Genomic DNA, 17,171 nt, shown 5'->3' with positions numbered 1-17,171 from the left:
AACTACCAATTACCCATTACCAATTACCAATTACCAATTACCAATTACCAACTAATTATTCTGTTGCTGCTCCAATACACTAGAACGCAATCGTAACAGCTGCTTATCTTCTATTCCAACCGTTTCTAAACCTTTGACGGTTTGCATTAAATATTCAGCACTAGAACCTAATTCTCCTTCCGCAGTGGCAATTATATTAACCGTGCTTTCAAAAGGCATCTTTCCCGCGTAATCAGGATGATGACGGTTAATCACAAATGTTATTGCACAAACTTCGTTGCTTCCATCAACTACCTTTACCCATTTAGGAATATAGGAGCCGATTACCATTTCTCGCCGCCATAACAGCGATAATTCTGAACTTACATCTTTCTCGGCAATGCGATAAACAACACCACGACAACTACCCCCGCAATCTAAACCCAATACCAAACCCGGATTTTCTGGAGTACCTCTTCCTACAGGTGCCCGCAAACAAAAACGGCGATGCCAACCGTAAACTGTTCCTACTCGCCGCTCGGTAAATTTAAATACAGGATTCCAGATTAAGGAGCCGTAAGCGAACAACCAAACATCTGAACTTGGTTTGTGAGAGTTTAAAGTCAGACGAATAGATTCTTGCAACTGGCTTTCGCTTAATAACTGCATTCCCAAGCCAGATTGCGAAATCATATTGTGCAAGCGACTCGATTCTAAATCAGCACGGGTTAGTGACATACAAAATTAATTCTGCAAGCTGCTGTACAAGACTTAGAAACATTTTATATGGAAATCTCTATTCTAAGTATGTAGTTTCTCGCAGATAGTAGATGATTTCTCTCACTGAGAACGCAGCGTAAACAGAGTCACTTCCGGAACACAATTAATTCTTAATGGGACATCGCTAAACCCGATACCGCGATTCACGTAAAGATTATTACCTGCTTCGCCATAGTTCTTAATCCAAGCGTCACCATAAACTTCTTCACCTTTAACTAATGATATCCAAGACCATTGTGGTGTAAAAGGTATGCGAATTTGACCTCCATGAGTATGCCCTGCAACAGCAAGAGGTGCTGTTTGAGGTGGAAATGCTGCGAAGGATGCTGGATTATGCATCATTACTACGCGAGGGCTGTTATTCGGAAGTTCTGCTAAAGCTTGCCCGACATCGGAATTATTAGCAATATAAGCACCAATTCCTACTAAATAAAGCGGTTGATTATCTGCTTTAATCGAGGGTGAATCAATCTTAACTGCTTGATTTTGTAATACTTTAACTCCAATTTCTTCTAAAGCCGTTTTCACCTGTTCTCCCAATTCTGGTTTTGGTGGCTTATGACTGTAGTCGTGATTTCCTAATACAGCATAAGTGGGAATATTAGCTTTAATTAATGGTTGAATTGCCGTCTTTACTTTACTAAGTTCTTCCGACGCATTTGGCAGTGAATGATATACAAAGTCACCGGTGATTAACACCGCTGCGGGTTTTTCTTCAACAAGTTTTTTAATGCTATCACGCATTGTACCTGTATTATCCCACCACATTCCTACCTGAAAATCACTAACTTGACCAATACGTTTTCCTTCCCATTCTGGTGGAAGATTTGGTATAACGGCAGCCTGCTCTTCTATATCAATAAACTTAGGTTCAATTAATCCCCATACAATTAAAATACTTATTATCCCCAGTAACCCTAAAGCTGAATACTTTAATAAATTAGTAATCTTCATAATATTGATTGCACGAGTATTCGCGCTCTCTATTTAATCAGTCATAGATAAAATTTTTATCTATTAATTACTAATATCAAAATTATTAGATATATAAATCTCTCATTAGGATAGAAAGTGTTGGCAGCAATCTTTAAATTAATAGTGAAAACAATTAATAATTCAAAAATATACATCTATCACAGGAAATAGACAGAAATCTTCTTGCAGATATAAACGAAGTTGAGATAGATAGCTTATATGCAAATAAAAATTAAATTAGGTTGTCAAAAAAATCGCACTTGAGTGCCATTGTTTACACCTAATTCAATTTGTGCGTTGCCACAGCTTACAGCAATTTCTACCCACCCATGACTGCCAATAAGCGCAACTAATTCTCCTTGTTGTACATCGGAATAAGTCTTCTGGGATTTGATAATATTTCCCCTTATCTCTAAATTCCAACTACTACCTTTCACATAACTCTGAGGAATATTAGTTACTAAATTTCCAAAACTATCTATATATTGAATGCATCCAATAATAGAATTATCTTTTCGATAGCAGCTAGGTAGATTCAACTTGACTAAACTTTCGGGATTTATTTCTCTCCCTAATTGTTGCAAAGATACGCCGCTAGCTAGATGTGCTCCCACAGGTGCGAAAATATCTCTTCCGTGAAACGTAGTACTTGGGTAAGATGTCAGCCAATATTCTGGATTTGTCAATTCCACTGCCGCGATCTCAGAATTTTGGCTTAATACTCCACTAAGTAAGCCATTATCTGGAGCGACTAAAAAACCTTGCGCTAGCTCAACAGCAACTGCTCTACGTTTCCCCCCCACGCCTGGATCTACCACAGCTACATGTACGGTAGCTTCTGGAAAATAAGCAAAGGCATTCATCAAACAAAATCTTGCAGCAGCTATATTTTGTGATGGTATTTGATGCGTTATATCGACAACTCTCAACATCGGGTTAATTTGCGCGATCGCGCCTTTCATTACAGCGACGTATTCATCGCTAATTCCAAAGTCGCTAAGCAATGTCACTAGCGATTTTTTCGTTGATTTATCGGACATGGAAAAATTCTTCTAACTTATTTTAATAAAAAAATCTGTAACAATCACTACTATAGTTGTGTTATATTAACAATGTAATTTAATAAACTATTGAGTAAATCTATAATAAATATTTCTGCGATTCAGCCCTATCTTTGTAAAAATCAAAGCAGAAATCCAGCAATATTTATGTACAAATAGTCTTTATAGTTCATAGTTTTGTTGTGTTAATACCCGCTCAAAGCGGGTTTTCGTATAATTTGAGTTTCAAACAAGCAACACAATTATTTGTTTTAAGAATAGGTATTTCTTACATTTTATTGGTTTGCATTTAATATTTTCATCAAGCCGATCACCTCTAATCAAAAAATGAGAAGTATTGATTATTGATTTCTTATATTTATATTAAAATAATTAATAGATTCTGGTTGAAAAATTTAGTACAATTCTATCTTTGTAAATCGATTTCTGTTTTCAAAACTAAGATTTACGCTGACAGATACAGATGTAATTTTTAGCAACAGAGGCATTCACTTTTGCTGCTGAGTGTAAATGCAAAAATCAGCTAAATCAATTATTTCAGGGGATAAACCTTTCCAATCTTCTTCAAAAATTGTCATAGCGCCCCTAACATTAAAGCATTTTCACCTGCCAACAATATTAAAATTTTCTTAAGTTATTTAAAGTACGGTTTACACTACTGTAATAGTAGTGTTTATAACTATTTACATAAAAGTTTCCAAAATTTAGATTTAAGATGAAATTTATAAAGCTTTGTATTGGGCTTAGAGAGGGTGTTTTGAATAATAATGTAATGAAACTAGCAAAACTTTTTAGAGAATTTCGCGTATAATCAAGGAGAATTGTATGCGGAAACACTTTAGAGGGATCATCAAAGCTAGACGAAAAGCCGACTCGATTTCAGGTATGTCAGGGTATGTCCGTCAATGCTATGTTTGATTAATTCAATTTCTCATTCAGCGATGCTATGTTCAACAACTGATTTCAATTTGCTAGATATTAACTGTTAAAACGGTTATCGTATTTAATACCTTTGAGTGCAAATATGTATTCCTATCCAAAGATAGTTGAGTATATCTAGCCCGCTTCGTTACAGTTGATTACAAAACTTTAGGAGATTTATATGCGAATAGCTCAAATTGCGCCATTGTGGGAGAGAGTTCCTCCCCCTGGTTATGGTGGTGTTGAGTTGGTCGTAGGATTATTGACCGATGAATTAGTCCGTCGAGGACATGAGGTAACTTTGTTCGCTTCGGGTGATTCGCTAACTTTAGCCAAGTTAGAGTCTGTTTATCCCCGCGCTTTTCGTTTAGAACCCTCTATAACTGAGTATTCTGCTTATGAAGCTTTACAGCTAAGCCGAGTTTATAAGCAAGCTGGAAATTTCGACATTATTCATTCTCACGTTGGCTATACCTCTCTTTTCCATGCTGGGTTTGTTGAAACTCCTACGGTTCATACCCTACACGGAGCTTTCAATTCAGACACTAAGCAGATTTTTACTGAAGCCTGCGAACAGCCCTACGTCAGCATTTCAGATGCTCAAAGAGAGCCGTTAAAAGATTTAAATTATGCTGCAACGGTGTATAACGGTATTGATACAGAAAGCCACCGTTTTTATAAAGAACCGCAGAATCCTCCCTATTTGGCATTTTTAGGGCGCATTTCTCCGGAGAAAGGAACTCATATCGCTATCGAAATTGCTCAGAAATCCGGCGTACCTTTGAAGATAGCTGGTAAAGTCGATAGAGTTGATGTTGATTATTTTGAGAGCAAGATTAAGCCTCATATTGATGGTAAGCACATAGAATATGTAGGCGAAGCTAACCATTTCCAAAAGAACGAACTTTTGGGTGGCGCGATCGCGATGCTGTTCCCCATAACTTGGAGAGAACCTTTCGGATTAGTAATGACAGAATCAATGGCTGCGGGAACTCCTGTGCTTGCTACGCCAATGGGTTCGGTGCCAGAGGTAGTTGCACATGGTAAAACAGGCTTCTTGTGCGACAGCGTCGATGATTTTGTTGCTGCTGTTAAGCGTTTAGGAGAAATAGATAGAAGAGCATGTCGCTCTCATGTTGAGCAGAATTTCAGCATCAAGAGCATGGTAGATGGTTATTTAGATGTTTATCGCAAAGTAATGGGCAAGAAATTTGAAAGAAGCGGCTATCCCCGTTTTTTATCAAATCTACTAATGAGATAAATCTGTAGTGGATGGCTTTAAATATTTACTTAAACTCATCCGCTTCATTCATCTAGAAGTGCATCTATCTCTATCTGCTTGATTTTGCTGAAATTTTCATGGTTGCGGGTTATGCAATATTAATTTTGCATTTCTGATGGTAGTTGTGACGATAAGTTTGCTGTTTGCTTATCAAGACGATTTTTGATAACTCTTGCAGGGGTACCTACTGCAATAGAAAAAGCAGGAATGCTCTTGTTTACAACCGAACCCGCACCAATAATACTTCCTTCGCCAATTACTACCCCATCTAAGACTGTTACGTTATGCCCTAACCAACAGTCATTTTCAATTACAATACCTTCACCGGTAGTACCTTGTGCTTCAATTGTTTGAGTCGGATCTGCAAACACGTGATTGTTAGCAAATATTCCGCAATGGGGAGCTATTAAACAGTTTTTACCAATCTTAACATTTCCGGTACCTGTGACAATTACATAAGGACCGATATATGCATTTTCATCAATAAGGATATGGGTATCATGTAACGAGCGAATATCTACACCGCGCTCCAATCTAACTCTATCTTTTATACTTACTTTATTATTAGGGTGCCCTAAAGCGTTAATTTGCACTCCTTTCAAAAGACTTACTCCATTACCAATTTCAATGTAAGGAGTTCCAATTAGTTCAACAAAGTGTTGAATATTAACTGATTTACCGATTCGATGTAAAAGGCTTCGATATACGAAGTTTCTGATTTTTTTCCCAAAGAAAATATTTGGAATTCCTCCGAAAATAGTAGTAATAAACCTTTCAAAGAAAGATATTTTCTTAAAGCTCATATTTGCCCTGCCCTGATGATTTTTATAGTTAATATATAATTATCGTAGAGGTATACTAAAATCAATCGCGATATAATAATAAAAAATAATAAAAAAATATTTTACTTTTGTGCTTGCAGGGAGAAGAATGAAAATAGAACCTCCCCTTGCTAGCAACTATACCTAATTAATAGGCTCCAGTTTTCTGTAAGACAACTCTTACAGTTTGTAATAGAATTCTCATGTCTAGAAGAATAGACCAATCTTCAATGTAATTAATATCGAGTTTGACCGCATCTTCAAACTTTTCGATGTCCGAGCGACCAGAAACTTGCCATAAACCTGTAATTCCAGGCAAAACTTCTTGTCTAATAAAGTGGGGAGTTTGGAATTTTTCAACATCTCTTATAGGAAGAGGGCGGGGTCCCACCAAACTCATATCCCCTAACAATACATTAAACAATTGTGGTAATTCGTCCAAGCTGTAAAGGCGTAGAAATTTGCCAATTTTTGTAATGCGGGGGTCGTCTTTCATCTTAAAAAGAACCCCATCTTTGATTTCATTTCTTGCTTCTAAATTAGCCTGTAATTTCTCTGCATTAGTTACCATAGTGCGGAATTTCCAGATTTTGAACTTTTTGCAATGTAAGCCAATTCGCTCTTGTCTAAAAAATATTGGACCAGGAGAATCTAATTTAATCAGCAAAGCGATAAATAAATATAAAGGGGAAAACAGAATTAGTAGAATAATCGCACAAAAAAGGTCGAAACATCGTTTAATCCGAAAATCGCTACCCGCAATAATTGGTGCTGGAATTGTCAAACAAGGAACGTTGCCAATTGTCCATAGCGTTGACTTAGGATGATAAATACGGTTGGCAGTCGGAAGTATGCGTAAAGTAATGCCAGCAGTTTGAAAATGCCAGCATACATATAGACGGTTTTTAATCGCATTCCAAGACACAAAAGCTTCCACCACACTTTGCTGTTTGAGAAATTTAAATGTTGCTTCTCGATTTTCTCTATCCAAACTTTTTGAGTCAGCAATACCCTCAAGGTTGTAACAATTTTCCTTCTGAATAAATTTTATATAATCATCTTGGTCTTGAGAATCAGTAATTACAAAAATCGGATAGCGAATAGCTCCTTTTCTACGCAAAAATTTAGTTGAAAAATCGAAAATAAAGCGTCCGATACAGGTAAAGGTTACCGATAGAAACCAAAAGATTAGAAAGCTAGAACGGGAAACATAAGCATCTGGTTCGTAGAGAAAAGCAATTACTAGTAAAAAAATCTCTGATAGAGTCACTGCTTTGATTAAAGCTGTGTAGTTACGACGATAGAAACCGGGTGAATATAGCCCTTTGCTGGCTATCATGCCAATTCCAACTACGAGTATTAGTGAAATAAACGAAGTTTTTCTAGTCCAAGGAGATTCTACAAAAGTTCCAAAATTGATTGCTAAAGTCCAAGCTAAGCTTAAAGCAAACATATCGATTGAAATCAGAGTTATAACTCGCAGAAACCTGATTGCAATGCCTTTCCTTAAATTTGTGCCTTTCGCCGATCTTAAATCAGGTTGAAAATTTACTACTGGTAGAGAACGATAAGCCATAGCCCGTATTACACCTGTATTAATATTGTTAGCTGCATTGTTGAAAGTTGGTAGATATTAACTCATCAAAGTTTGCTCCATTTTTGTGGAGCAAAGTATATGTATTTGACAAACAATTAGACTTATATTCAAAAAAGTCTAATTAGTGATTCAATTAAGGGAGATAGCCGTGTCATGGGAAGACTTGTCAATTATTTATTTTGCTATCAAAGCAAAAAGAGACATTAAATGGTTGATAGTTCTAATATCTAATTAAACAGAATGCTTTGATTCAGTTTAATAAAAAAATTAATTTTCCTTAATATGTAGATGATGGTTTACTACTTTTGTTGAAACGTTTTGTAAACCGCTCTTTGAAAAGACGATAGAAAAATAAAGGGTTACCAACAATATAACGTTGCCATAATCTTTTTGGTTCGGTAAACATTCGCGATAACCATTCCAGCCCGCTATTAGTCATCCACCGGGGACCTCGATATACTGCACCCGTATAGAAATCCAAGCAAGCACCCAAAGGTAGGAAAACTTTTGCATTTATTTGGTCAAAATTATCGATAATCCAACGTTCTTGAACTGGCATTCCGAAGCCTACATAAAGTATATCTGGCTGGAATTGATTGATTTCATTAACCACATATTCGTTTTCAGTGCCAGTTTTGTGAAAGTAACCATGATGCCCTTTTACTTTCAAATCGGGAGCAATAAATTTCAATTTATCTATTGCTTTATCAACTACACCTGGTTTCCCTGCTAGTAAATACAGCGAAACATTATCTCTTTCGCAGGTTAAAGCTAATTCTTCTATATAGTCGGGACAAGTCATGCGGTGTTCTGAACTGATACCGCAACCGCACATTTTTGCTCCTAATAATACTCCATAACCATCACAAAATACCAGGTCAGACCTATTAATAAAATCTTTATACCAAGGCATTTCGCAGGCAAAATTCATTGCCCTCACATTAACATTTCCGACTAGCGTCTTTTTATCTATACTTGCGGATTTAACTATGAAATTAATTAATTCTTGAACTTTAACTTTATGAAATTTAGTTCCGAGTAATTCTATTTCATCGAAGTGGTTGATGCAGGTTTTGTTTGTAGCCATTTTGTTGTATTAAATTTGAATTATTTACCGTAGTAAATTCCTCTACCGTTAGTACCAATAAAAACTAAACCAAACTCTGTAGAGCTAGCTTCCATAACATTTGGATCGTTACCGATAGGTTTATTTTTATTGCCTATTCTTTGCCAAGTTTTACCATTATCTAAAGAGCGAAATATGCCTTTGCCTTTGTCAATGATTTCTCCGTATAAATAAATTGCGTTACCCTTACTTCCGATTTTGGGTTTGCCTAATGCAATCAAATATGCTCTCTTTACTCCTGAAATTTGAGTAAAGCGATCGCCTGCATCGATTGAATGGTAAAGCCCTTGTTTGTCTAAGCTCAGCCACAATTCCCCTTTGACTCCGGAGCCTGTTTTAAGAGAATGCCAATCAGAAGAAGGCAGTGATGTCGAAACAGCCGTAAAAGATTTACCACCGTTGTCGCTGCGATAAACTTTGCCATTGGCGTAGTAGTAGAATAAGTTGCCATCAACTTTGTCTGCAACTAAGGGTTGCGTCCAATTCCAATTACCCTTGAAGCCATTCGGTAAGCCAGTAACCGGAAGCCAAGAAACACCAGCGTTTACAGTTCGCAGAGGTTGATTGCCACTAAGGGTGACAACGAATAGATTTGGATTGCTTGCAGACATCGCAACTCGCGTTGCCATTTGATTCGCCGGAAAGCTAGGAAATTTCTTCCAGGTTTTTCCACCATCGCTTGAAGTCGCGCCGCTATAGGTGTTGTTATGACGGCTACCCCCGACACGCACCATTATCAAAGGATTTTTTTGGCTATAAGCAATGCTGTAAGTATCCTGAAAATCATGAGGTTTAGTGCTTAACATTTTGGAAGGATATTTCAGTAGTCCCCTGTCATGATAAAACCCTTCAACATCTGCCAAGCCGCTGATTAATGCTCCCGAAGGTGTTGAAACCAAGGTAAAGGTGACAACTTCTTCATGTCCTTTCTGATAATTTGTCCATACAACCCGATTGCGATTGATATTATCTGTTCGCCATATTCCATACCAATCCGTTAACCAAACTCTATTTTTAGTCCAAGGGTCAAATTCGATACTTGCTATAGAAGGTTTTGAGTTCATATAGTCAGACCACCAAGATACCGTATTGTTCGCCTGACGTTTAACTTGAGTCCATTTACTCCCACCATTTACAGAACGGAAAATCTCTGTATAGGCATCAGTATAGGTAGCGACTATGACATCACTCTGATTATTGGGGTTAACGGTAACAGCATTGAAAGCTATTTGGTTCCCAAGAGGCGTAATATCTTGCCAGTTTCCTTTGACAAACTTACTTACACCACCAGCATGAGTTAGGTACAAAGAACCCTTACTAGCGATGGCAATACGGTTGACTTGAGCGGGACTATCAGCCATTTTTACCCAGCTATTGCCCGTATCTGTAGATTTATACACTCCATGTTTGTGAGCAAGGGCATAAATAGTGCCTTTGTTGTATTTATCGAAAGCAATGGCGTTAATGCCGATATCATCTTTGAGATTAGGGAATGACTTGACTTTTACCCAAGTCTTGCCAGCATTATAAGATTTCCATAATCCATCTTGACGCGAACCAAAAAACAGATTTTGGGAGTTGAAAGGATTAACCGCTAATCTTTCACCCGTCCATCTTTGCGATTCGTTGCCGCCCATTTTTAGGTCAATATTGAGCTTAATCCAAGTTCTCCCCTTATCTAAAGATTTGAGAATTGTTCCTTGATGTTGCCACCAATCGGCGGTATATTTGCCTACAGCAATGTATATAATATTAGGGTCTTTCGGGTCAAGTGCTAAAGCCTCGCCCCCGTAATAATTGCTATTAGCCAAAGACAGTTGTTCGTTAAGCGGTATCCAACTTGAGTTAACAGCATTCCAGCGATAAAAGCCGCCAATATCGGTTTTAATATAAACCAAATTGCGCTGTTTCGGATGAATATATATCCCGGTGACATAACCTCCCCCACCTATGGCAACATTGCTATTACCTAAAGAAGGGTAATGCCGGTAAAGACTTTTAGCGATAGTAGCTTGATGGGATAAGCTACGAACAACTCGATCGGAATTAAAGAAAAATTGAAAGGAAAATGCAGTTAGGAAAGCGAGAAAGGCTATGCCAAATATTTTACCCTGACGAGCATTAAATAAATTGCAGAAACGCATTGTTTTAATCAAAAATTAGATCTCTTGATTACAGCGTCTCTCTATATTTGGCTTCAGATTCAAATATTTCAAACACATTATCAAGTTGAGTTAGTTCAATAATTATTTTCAAAGAATTGGAAACCGAGCAAAGACTAAAGCGTTTTTGTAAGCTTTGAGCTAACTTGCAGCTTGACATCAATGCCATCAATCCAGAACTATCCATAAATTCGACTTGGCGCAAATCAACTAATATATTCAGATGCGAGTTTTCTCTTAATACAGTAGTGATTTTTCTTTCAATCTGGTAAGCATTAGCTGCTGTAATTGAATTTTGGAGTTTTACAATTGTGAACTTTTGACTTTCAAGTATAGTTTGCATATTAGGTTAGTGGTAATTATTGATTGGCAATAGATGATTACTAGTAAACAATATTTAGTAACCTGGTATATCTACACTAAGAAAGATAATTAAGCTTTTAGTTAGTTTTTTACGATGCTTCTCTCAACTTGTCTTTATCTATACTTTTCTGTTGAAAGCTTCCAACTATTTTCAAGGCTACCGATTTGACTTTATCGTACAAAGGCTGCGGTACGATACAAAGTAAAATTGCAGCAGCAATAGTTTCAAAAGTACGCTGAAAATCTTCAATTATGATGCGCCAGTAATTCCAAATAGAGCGACACATCAATTTTAAAGCTAAAAATCCTTTATTTATCGTAACTGCTCTTCTAGCTACATATCTTTGATGATAAGCTCTAGCTGGTTTGATCCAACTTGCCATTCCTTCTGGGGCATAAGAGCTAGTTTTTTCAAATAGTTTTTCCCTAGTATCTAGCATCACTTTGAGATTGGTTGATAATCCTTGTGAATGGACTCGATAAAGAGTTAATGGTTGAGCTAAACCGGCAAATTTCCAGTTAGTGGTAAGGGCTATTCTTAACCAACATTCTATATCTTCAGAAAGTGCAAATGTATCGTCGAAATAATAATCTTCAACATATCCATAAAGATTATCGTGAAATTTAATATCTTCAAAAACAGCTTTCTTGAAAACAGCTGCCGAACCATTACCAATAGGACTCCGACAAAGAATATCTAGGGGAGTTATATCTTGAAGTTTGGTGATTTGGTATATACCTAAAGGTTTATCTTGTTCATCTATAAAAGCAGAACGACTAAAGCTAACTCCTATTTCCGGATTTCTTTCTAAATGATTTATATGCTTTTCTAGCTTTTCTGGTAGCCAAATATCATCGGCATCCATAAAAGCGATATATTCTCCTTCAACATGACGGATGCCTGTATTTCTAGAACCAGCTAAACCTCGATTCTTTTGATGAACAATTTTGACTCTAGAATCAGTAAATTGCTGACAAACTGCAACGCTATTATCGGGAGATTCATCATCAACAATGATTACTTCTAGATTTTTGTATGTTTGGTCTAAAATAGACTGTAAAGTTGTTTTAATATACTTTTCTGCATTGTATAGCGGAATAATGACAGATGCTTTTTTACTCATGGTTTCCTGATTCATAACTAATTGGTAGATGTAACGGCAAATACTAGCAGAAGCTAACAATATCGGTTCTAATTATTTTTGATTTTCACTTATATATAGCTAGCTAATTACCCAATCGGATAATATATTTAATTCAAGGAATTGACTTCAAACTCGCAATTAATAGCTCCTGGTTTAATTAGCCTGCAATCTGGGGTCGGCAGCTTTACGAACTCTAATAGTTTTGCTTAAAATATTAGCAGCAATTTTTGGAGATATAATTCGCAATAGAGTCACCTTGATTATCAACAACAAAGCTTCTTTACTCATTAATATGTTTGGAGATAAACGAATTGCCTTCCATAATTTTTGAGTAGCTTGTTTTAGAACTTTGGCATTATTAGCTCGACTCAAATAAAGTCGTGTCATAAATAAATAGATGTAAGCAAAACCCCGATTCTTTAAATGATGTAGCTGTGCAGGTGCCAATTCAAAAGCTCTTTTTAACACCAGAGTTTGATATTTTTCCATCACATCAAGATTGCTAGACATAGCCCCAGAAGATAGTCGGTAAATAATTTGCGGTTTGGGGACAACTACGAAATCCCACTTTGGCGCTAATCGCAACCAATAATCCCAGTCTTCTGATGATTTCAGGCTTTCGTCAAAATAGCCTGCGGATTCAATGGTTTCTTTACGAAGAAGTACGTTTGAACCGCTGGCAATGAAGTTGCCTACTAATAAATTTGCATAAACATTACCTTGATAACTTTCAGATACGCCAGGGTGGAATGACTCGCCATTATTACCCATACAAATTGTCCAACTATAAGCTACTCCCGCCGAGGGATTTTTTTGTAAAGCTTGAATTTGCAGTTCTAATTTATCGGGAGTCCACAAATCATCTGCATCGATAAAAGATATAAATTCTCCTGAGGCTCTAGCAATACCTCGATTTCTAGCTGCTGGTAAACCTCCATTTGGATAGGAATAAACCTTTAATCTTGTATCTTTTACAGATGTCAAAATCTCTAGGGTATTATCAGTCGAACCATCATTAATAACTATGAGCTCAAAATCAGAAAAAGTTTGCCCTAAAACTGAATCAATTGTTTCTAGAATTGTACTTTGAGAATTATAAGCCGGTACAACAACTGAAATTATAGGCATTATAATTTACCGGTATAAAATACTTGTATGGAATTTTTTTTCATTAATGATTATACAATGCGTTAGCCATAAAAAGTTAATTGCGAGCGAATCGTTTTCTTTCCTAAACGCTCCACTCGCAACTGCCATTGCTTGATTAAAAATGGTTTAATAGAAAGTTAAAATCTACGGTGGCTTATTCGCGATAATCTGATATTTTAATATACTGCACATAATAATTTTACACTTTTATGTATTTAGTAGCAGGCATAATTTCATTGAATTTTATATTTACATGGATGTCTTTGTTGGTGAGTATTCTACGGTCTAGTTTATTGAGAATTTCGCTATCAATTTTGGGGTCAAATTTACGAGCAAAATGAATATTATCATTGCTTAAAGCGTGAAAATCTTTACTGGTTAGTATACGCGGGTGTCCGTGACGACTACCTGAAAAATCTGCATAACGATAGTTTCTATTGCATAAATTGAATTTTCTACTATTTACTAAAATAGTTTGTATTAGAGACTCTTCTGGAATAAAAGTCTTTTTGTAATAGCTTAAAATTTGAGGTTGTTCGCGAATAAAATTATTCAAATATATAGCACACTTGTCAGAAATTGTGACAAAAAAAGAACCTCCATAACAAGTGAAATTTTTATCAAATAAATTATAAAAGTTTTTCACTCCAATGATTAATCCATAGGAATAATCTAATCTCACAAATGGCTGACAACTATTAACTATGTACTTAATTGGTTTTAATACATACTTCTGCCGATAAGATAAGTAGTCCTGGAAATGCTTATAACTATATAAGTATCTGGTATTCACAACTTTTTTACTCCAAGGACTTTGCTTGGAATAAACATCAAAATATTCTACAAAACCATCGTAATTAGTCTTTGATAAAAAATTTTCAATTTTAGAAAGAGGCTGTGTTGGATAATCTTGACCTGTTAAATTAATCAACCAGTCAAATTTGATTTGATGATTTAATAGCCAACTAATTGCATCAAAAAAACCTTGAATAATAGCAAAACTTCCCATCATGACCCCATTATTGGGAATAACCTCTACATTCTTTAGCCTCTTAAATAAGCTAGTGTTTAAACTACAACTTTTGAAATTATGGCTAATGATTACAAATGAATTTGAGGTAGTGCTTTTAATCAATTTAACAAGTCTATAAATCTGTTCCGGATTTTTATAAGTTTGAATTAAATAGCATACTTTCATATCAGTTAGTTTTATTTATAAATCATACTGTTACAAATAATACAAGAAAAAAAGATGTATTGCAGCGAACATATGTAAAAAAGGTAAAGTTTTAATCTAATTTTCATGAAGATTGAGCAAATTTACGTAAGTTTACATACTTTAGGGCTAAAGAGCCGTAGACTGCGAGGATTGTAACTAAAGTTGTACCTGGTTCCCTCATTACTAATTGCCAATCTGAGTTCAATGCTCGATTTAAAAAATCGACTGCAACCTGAGGGGAGAGGTTTAAGCGAAAAGCTCTACGAGCGAGATAGCGTAAATGGTTGCTTCTGGCTTTGGAATAATGTTGCTCGATTAGTTTGGGTGCCCTTAATTTAGCTTTAGCCATTAAAGTTTCCCAACCCTCTTCCATTTTGTAAAGCTGTGAAGACAGTCCTCCCTGTGTCGTTCTATACTCTATTAAGACACGGTCGATACCTTCAATTTGCCATTGGCTACAGGCTACTCGAAACAGTAAATCCATATCTTCTGAGTAGTTCATGTCACAGTCGAAGCAGCCAACATCTTCAAATACTTGGTTGCGTACCACAACATTTGATACAGTCATCGTCGGGTTTTCATATAAAAAATGTTGGGGCTGTAGCTTAGTTAAACGTCCTCTAGCAATTTTTCCGGTATGCTTACCATCAGGATGTAAGAACTCTACTTTTGCATAGCTAACTCCTAAACTGTCATTTTGTTCCAAATGCTCAAAATGTAGCTTCAGATGATTGGGTAACCATCTATCGTCAGCGTCTATAAAAGCAATGTACTTGGAATTGGAGTGATTTATGCCTTGATTACGAGTTGCAGAGACTCCTTGATTGGCTTGAAATAAAAGTTTAATTCTTGGATCTTTTCTCTTGTAGTGATAGGCGATTACTGGGGTATTGTCGGTAGAGCCATCATCGATAATGATTAATTCAAAGTCAGTAAAACTTTGATTTAGAACCGATTCAATTGTTTGTGGTAGGTATGCAGCAGCGTTATAAGCTGGCATAACAACTGTAAATGCAGCACTCATGATAATTTGATAAATTTAATAAATTTGAACGAGACTTTAAGATTTGCCAGATTCTAATGTTTAGAAGACTTTATTTTTGGTTTTATTTCTGTAAATTCTGTTGAGTTTTTTGCAAAAACTAATTTTGTTGCCCATACTGTAAATATTGGCATTGCTAAGGTATGAGAAATTAATACAGATACTGCTACCCCAAGAATTCCCCACTGCATACCAATAAATATTGAAGCGATAAATATCCCAGTAAAAATTACACTCCAGCGTAAATTTATCCAAGCCTTGTCTAAAGACTGTAATAGTAAAGCTGCTGCGGTACCGAAGGGGCGGGGTATAGCGGAAAGGCAAATTAGTACTAATATAGGTACTGCCATTTTCCACTTCTCACCAAACACAATCGGTACGTAAAATGGAGCTAAACTTGATTGCAGAAGAACTAAAGGCACTATAACCAAGCTAATAGTTTTCAAGCTGTGAAAATATTTTTGCTTGAATTCAGCAAAATTTTGTCTGGCAGCACATAAATGAGGATAAAGAGGCCATACCATTATATTGATTACATTTAAACTGATGCCCAAGCCTGCATTGAAAGCAAAAAAGTAAATTCCTAACGCCTCTACTCCTAATAATCTCCCTACTATTAAATAATCTATATTTGCTCGCAGCTTTTCTAACAGTTCGTAGCCGAGTACATCTTTACCAAAATTTACAATTTCTTTCCACTTTTTGAAAGTTAAATGCATTTTTGGTCGCCAAGGCTCGTTAAGATGAGTGACTACAATCCACACTGGAGTAGTAAAAAGTCCCGGCAATACTAAAGCCCACATTCCCATACCAGAAAGCGCAAATACTGGAATCAGAATGTTATTCAGCATTGATTGAATTGCCGTGCTGATTGCCGTTATTTTGAGTCTATTGGCTCTATCAATTAATGCATTATGAACGGCAAAAAATGGTAGCATTAAATAGACTAAACTATACACGCACAGTGGTAATATTAGCTTCTCTTCGTTATACCACCAAGCTATAGGAAAAGCAGCAATACATTGAATTACAAATAGGGAAATGCATAGTATCCAGTTTAGCCAGTAGGCTGTATTGCAAAATACTTCTACGTCTTCTTCATCAGCTTGGACAATTTTACCTCCAATCCCGGCTCTGAGGGTAAAAACCGTTGTAAATTCATTGATGGTTAAAACAATTGCTGCTAGTCCATAATCTTGGGGAGTTAAGGCACGAGCTAATATTACTGTTGCGCCTAAACGAAATACACGATTTACTAGTTCTGCACCTCCAAGCCACCCTATATTACGAATGAACTGGTTTGATAACTGTTGTTTAATCTTTTCAATTATCATTTATCTGTAGATACTTCCTATATCTTTATTTAATTGATTAGAAAAAAATAATAACACTATAATTTATTCTTTTAATGAGAAATATCTGAGATTTGAGTGGATAGTTTTTTAAAATAATATACTTGTATATTTATAACGATTGAAAGTAAGGTTAATTATTTTAGGAAAAGCATATCTTCAGGGAAGAAATCGTTAATTGCTTTCACATGCCTACG

Annotated in this window: 14 protein-coding genes; 1 reads left to right on the top strand and 13 read right to left on the bottom strand. The window is 36.1% G+C overall.

Annotation, left to right across the window (positions count from 1 at the left end):
• Positions 1 to 51 precede the first annotated feature (51 nt).
• From RIV7116_RS28015 to RIV7116_RS28005, 3 genes are all read right to left on the bottom strand, one after another.
• A complete protein-coding gene (locus RIV7116_RS28015; RefSeq protein WP_015121705.1) occupies positions 52 to 717 on the bottom strand; it encodes a gamma-glutamylcyclotransferase in 666 nt (221 codons plus the stop codon).
• 102 nt (positions 718 to 819) lie between these two features.
• A complete protein-coding gene (locus tag RIV7116_RS28010; protein WP_015121704.1) occupies positions 820 to 1,713 on the bottom strand; it encodes a metallophosphoesterase in 894 nt (297 codons plus the stop codon).
• A gap of 266 nt (positions 1,714 to 1,979) precedes the next feature.
• The gene (locus tag RIV7116_RS28005) at positions 1,980 to 2,774 is read right to left on the bottom strand and encodes an S-adenosyl-l-methionine hydroxide adenosyltransferase family protein (RefSeq protein ID WP_015121703.1); all 795 of its coding nucleotides are present in this window, start codon (positions 2,772 to 2,774) and stop codon (positions 1,980 to 1,982) included.
• A 1,123-nt stretch (positions 2,775 to 3,897) separates the two neighbouring features.
• Here RIV7116_RS28005 and RIV7116_RS28000 point away from each other — a divergent pair.
• On the top strand, positions 3,898 to 4,977 hold the full coding sequence (locus RIV7116_RS28000; RefSeq protein ID WP_015121701.1) for a glycosyltransferase family 4 protein: 1,080 nt from the start codon (positions 3,898 to 3,900) through the stop codon (positions 4,975 to 4,977).
• 119 nt (positions 4,978 to 5,096) lie between these two features.
• On the opposite strand, the gene RIV7116_RS27995 is transcribed toward RIV7116_RS28000, so the two are convergent.
• The 10 genes from RIV7116_RS27995 to RIV7116_RS27950 all read right to left on the bottom strand — a co-directional run bounded on the left by RIV7116_RS27995 (position 5,097) and on the right by RIV7116_RS27950 (position 16,956).
• A complete protein-coding gene (locus tag RIV7116_RS27995) occupies positions 5,097 to 5,801 on the bottom strand; it encodes a DapH/DapD/GlmU-related protein (protein WP_015121700.1) in 705 nt (234 codons plus the stop codon).
• 166 nt (positions 5,802 to 5,967) lie between these two features.
• Positions 5,968 to 7,395, bottom strand: coding sequence for a sugar transferase (locus RIV7116_RS27990; RefSeq protein WP_015121699.1), 1,428 nt, complete (start codon positions 7,393 to 7,395; stop codon positions 5,968 to 5,970).
• Positions 7,396 to 7,693: 298 nt separating this feature from the next.
• Positions 7,694 to 8,503 (bottom strand): WecB/TagA/CpsF family glycosyltransferase, encoded by an 810-nt coding sequence (locus RIV7116_RS27985; protein WP_015121698.1) that lies wholly within the window; start codon positions 8,501 to 8,503, stop codon positions 7,694 to 7,696.
• Positions 8,504 to 8,523: 20 nt separating this feature from the next.
• Positions 8,524 to 10,698 (bottom strand): hypothetical protein, encoded by a 2,175-nt coding sequence (locus RIV7116_RS27980; RefSeq protein ID WP_157229341.1) that lies wholly within the window; start codon positions 10,696 to 10,698, stop codon positions 8,524 to 8,526.
• Between the two features lie 16 nt (positions 10,699 to 10,714).
• Complete coding sequence (locus tag RIV7116_RS27975; protein WP_015121696.1) at positions 10,715 to 11,047, bottom strand: STAS domain-containing protein; 333 nt, start codon at positions 11,045 to 11,047, stop codon at positions 10,715 to 10,717.
• A 109-nt stretch (positions 11,048 to 11,156) separates the two neighbouring features.
• Positions 11,157 to 12,206, bottom strand: coding sequence for a glycosyltransferase family 2 protein (locus RIV7116_RS27970; protein WP_232435729.1), 1,050 nt, complete (start codon positions 12,204 to 12,206; stop codon positions 11,157 to 11,159).
• A 159-nt stretch (positions 12,207 to 12,365) separates the two neighbouring features.
• Positions 12,366 to 13,340 (bottom strand): glycosyltransferase, encoded by a 975-nt coding sequence (locus RIV7116_RS27965; RefSeq protein ID WP_015121694.1) that lies wholly within the window; start codon positions 13,338 to 13,340, stop codon positions 12,366 to 12,368.
• A gap of 220 nt (positions 13,341 to 13,560) precedes the next feature.
• On the bottom strand, positions 13,561 to 14,559 hold the full coding sequence (locus RIV7116_RS27960; protein ID WP_015121693.1) for a beta-1,6-N-acetylglucosaminyltransferase: 999 nt from the start codon (positions 14,557 to 14,559) through the stop codon (positions 13,561 to 13,563).
• A gap of 103 nt (positions 14,560 to 14,662) precedes the next feature.
• Positions 14,663 to 15,604, bottom strand: coding sequence for a glycosyltransferase family 2 protein (locus RIV7116_RS27955; RefSeq protein WP_015121692.1), 942 nt, complete (start codon positions 15,602 to 15,604; stop codon positions 14,663 to 14,665).
• Positions 15,605 to 15,657: 53 nt separating this feature from the next.
• On the bottom strand, positions 15,658 to 16,956 hold the full coding sequence (locus tag RIV7116_RS27950; RefSeq protein WP_015121691.1) for a lipopolysaccharide biosynthesis protein: 1,299 nt from the start codon (positions 16,954 to 16,956) through the stop codon (positions 15,658 to 15,660).
• Positions 16,957 to 17,171: the final 215 nt, after the last annotated feature.

The organism is Rivularia sp. PCC 7116 (assembly GCF_000316665.1).
In the GTDB taxonomy this organism is placed as follows: domain Bacteria; phylum Cyanobacteriota; class Cyanobacteriia; order Cyanobacteriales; family Nostocaceae; genus Rivularia.
Note: the sequence above shows the minus strand (reverse complement) of the source record. Positions and strands in the feature narration are given on the sequence as shown.